This is a genomic window from Microbacterium sp. HMWF026, assembly GCF_003061325.1.
GTDB classification, from domain to species: Bacteria; Actinomycetota; Actinomycetes; order Actinomycetales; family Microbacteriaceae; genus Microbacterium; species Microbacterium testaceum_E.
The window spans coordinates 3,122-5,853 of sequence record NZ_QAJB01000402.1; the positions used below are offsets into that span (position 1 = coordinate 3,122).

Sequence of the window (2,732 nt, forward strand, 5' to 3'; positions counted from 1 at the left end):
TTCTCGCGCGCGGGGGTCGAGCTGCGTCGTTCCGGCGACGGTTTCCGACCCCTCGCGCGCCGAGGCGCCCGTCACACGCGGCGGGAGTGTCGGCGGCCCCCCGTAGAATCACCAGGTGACTTCCGGCCGATCCTTCTACATCACGACGCCGATCTACTACCCCAGCGATCTGCCCCACATCGGGCACGGGTACACGACCGTGGCCGTCGACACGCTCGCCCGCTGGCACCGCCAGGCGGGCGACGACACCTGGATGCTGACCGGCACCGACGAGCACGGGCAGAAGATGCTGCGCGCCGCCGCCGCGAACGGCGTGACCCCGCAGGAGTGGGTCGACAAGCTCGTGACCGAGTCGTGGTTCCCGCTGCTCGAGACCCTCGACGTCGCCAACGACGACTTCATCCGCACGACGCAGCCGCGCCACGAGGAGCGCGTGCAGCAGTTCGTCGAGGCGCTCCACGACCGCGGGTACATCTACGCGGGCGAGTACGAGGCGCTGTACTGCGTCGGCTGCGAGGAGTTCAAGCCCGAGGCCGAGATCGTCGACGGCACCGGCCCCTTCGAGGGGCTCAAGGTGTGCGCGATCCACTCCAAGCCGCTCGAGCTCCTGCAAGAGAAGAACTACTTCTTCAAGCTCAGCGAGTTCCAGGACCGCCTGCTCGAGCTGTACAAGACCGAGCCCGATTTCGTGCGTCCCGAGTCCGCGCGCAACGAGGTCGTCTCGTTCGTGCGCAGCGGCCTCAAAGACCTGTCGATCTCGCGCTCGGCGTTCGACTGGGGCATCACGGTGCCGTGGGACCCCTCGCACGTCATCTACGTGTGGGTCGACGCCCTGCTCAACTACGCCACGGCCGTCGGCTACGGCACCGACCCCGCCGAGTTCGAGCGTCGCTGGCCCGCGTTCCACGTCGTCGGTAAAGACATCCTGCGCTTCCACGCGGTGATCTGGCCGGCCATGCTCATGGCCGCGGGTCTCGACGTGCCGCGCGGCGTCTTCGCGCATGGGTGGCTGCTCGTCGGCGGCGAGAAGATGTCGAAGTCCAAGCTCACCGGCATCGCCCCGACCGAGATCACCGACGTCTTCGGCTCCGACGCGTACCGCTACTACTTCCTGTCGGCGATCGCGTTCGGCCAGGACGGCTCGTTCTCGTGGGAAGACCTGTCGGCGCGCTACCAGGCCGAGCTCGCGAACGGCTTCGGCAACCTGGGGTCGCGCACGGTGGCGATGATCGCGAAGTACTTCGACGGCGTCGTGCCCGCCCCGGCGGCGTACACCGACGGCGATCGCGCGATCCAGAAGATCGTGGCGGATGCCGCGACCACCGCCGACCAGGCGATCGAGCGCTTCCGCATCGACGAGGCCATCGCGGCGATCTGGACCATCGTCGACGCGCTCAACGGCTACATCACCGAGAACGAGCCGTGGGCGCTCGCCAAAGACGAAACGCAGCGCGAGCGTCTGGGAACCGTGCTCTACACCGCGGCCGAGGGCCTGCGCGCCCTCGCGGTGCTGCTGTCACCGGTCATGCCGGAGTCGACCGCGAAGCTCTGGGCCGCCCTCGGCGCCGAGGAGTCCCTCGGGGCGCTCGTCGCGCAGCCGATCCGCGCGGCGGGCGGCTGGGGCGCGCTGCGCCCGGGCTCGGTGGTGACCGCGCTGTCGCCGCTGTTCCCGCGCGTCGAGCAGGCGTGATGGCGCCGTCCGACGGGGCGGCTCCCCAGGCCCCCGGGCCCGACGCCGTCCCCGAGCGCGTCGAAGGGTCCGCGACCCCCGCGGCCGGCTCCACGCCCGTCGAGCGCCCGCGCAACACGATCGACGGCGGCGACCCCATTCAGTACGTGCGCGAGCGTTCGGTCGACGGCCGCCGCGACGTCAGCTATCCGCCCGCGCCCGAACCCCTCGGCATCCCGGTCTACGACAACCACACGCACCTCGAGATCGAGGACGGCGAGACCGGCCTGTCCCTCGACGAGCAGCTCGAGCGCGCGCTGGCAGTCGGCGTCCACGGGGTCGTGCAGGCCGGCGGCGATGTCGACTCCTCGCGGTGGTCGGCGTGGGCGGCGCGGTCGCACCCGCGCGTGCTCGCGGCCGTCGCGATCCACCCCAACGAGTCGCCCGCCTACGAGCTGGCGGGCGAGTTGGACGCCGCGATCGCGGTGATCGACGAGCTCGCCGCCGAGCCGCGGGTACGGGCGATCGGCGAGACGGGCCTCGACTTCTTCCGCACCGAGGCGGACGGCATCCCGGCGCAGATCCGATCGTTCGAGGCGCACATCGCCCTCGCCAAGAAGCACGGGATCGCGATGCAGATCCACGATCGCGACGCCCATGACGCCGTCCTCGAGACCCTCGAGCGGGTCGGCGCGCCCGACCGGACGGTGTTCCACTGCTTCTCGGGCGATGCCGACATGGCCCGGATCGCCGCCGATCGCGGGTACTACCTGTCGTTCGCCGGCAACGTGACGTTCAAGAACGCGCAGAACCTGCGCGACGCGCTCGCGGTCACCCCGCTCGATCGCATTTTGGTCGAGACCGATGCGCCGTTCCTGACGCCCGTGCCCTACCGCGGCCGTCCGAACGCGCCGTACCTCATCCCGGTGACGCTGCGCTTCCTCGCCGCGGAGCTGTCGATGGATGCCGACGAGCTCGCCGCCCAGGTCGCCGAGAACACTCTGCGCGTCTACGGCGCGTTCGAGGACTGACGCGGCGGCGGCGCCCGCCGACCGCGCGCGGC

At 70.8% G+C, this 2,732-nt stretch carries 2 protein-coding genes; both read left to right on the forward strand.

Annotated elements, in window-relative coordinates; genetic code table 11:
- Window positions 1–115 precede the first annotated feature (115 nt).
- Complete coding sequence (gene metG, locus DBR36_RS14875) at window positions 116–1,690, forward strand: methionine--tRNA ligase (RefSeq protein WP_108320529.1); 1,575 nt, start codon at window positions 116–118, stop codon at window positions 1,688–1,690.
- Complete coding sequence (locus DBR36_RS14880) at window positions 1,690–2,700, forward strand: TatD family hydrolase (RefSeq protein ID WP_258222885.1); 1,011 nt, start codon at window positions 1,690–1,692, stop codon at window positions 2,698–2,700. The genes metG and DBR36_RS14880 overlap by 1 nt, the downstream gene beginning before the upstream one ends.
- Window positions 2,701–2,732: the final 32 nt, after the last annotated feature.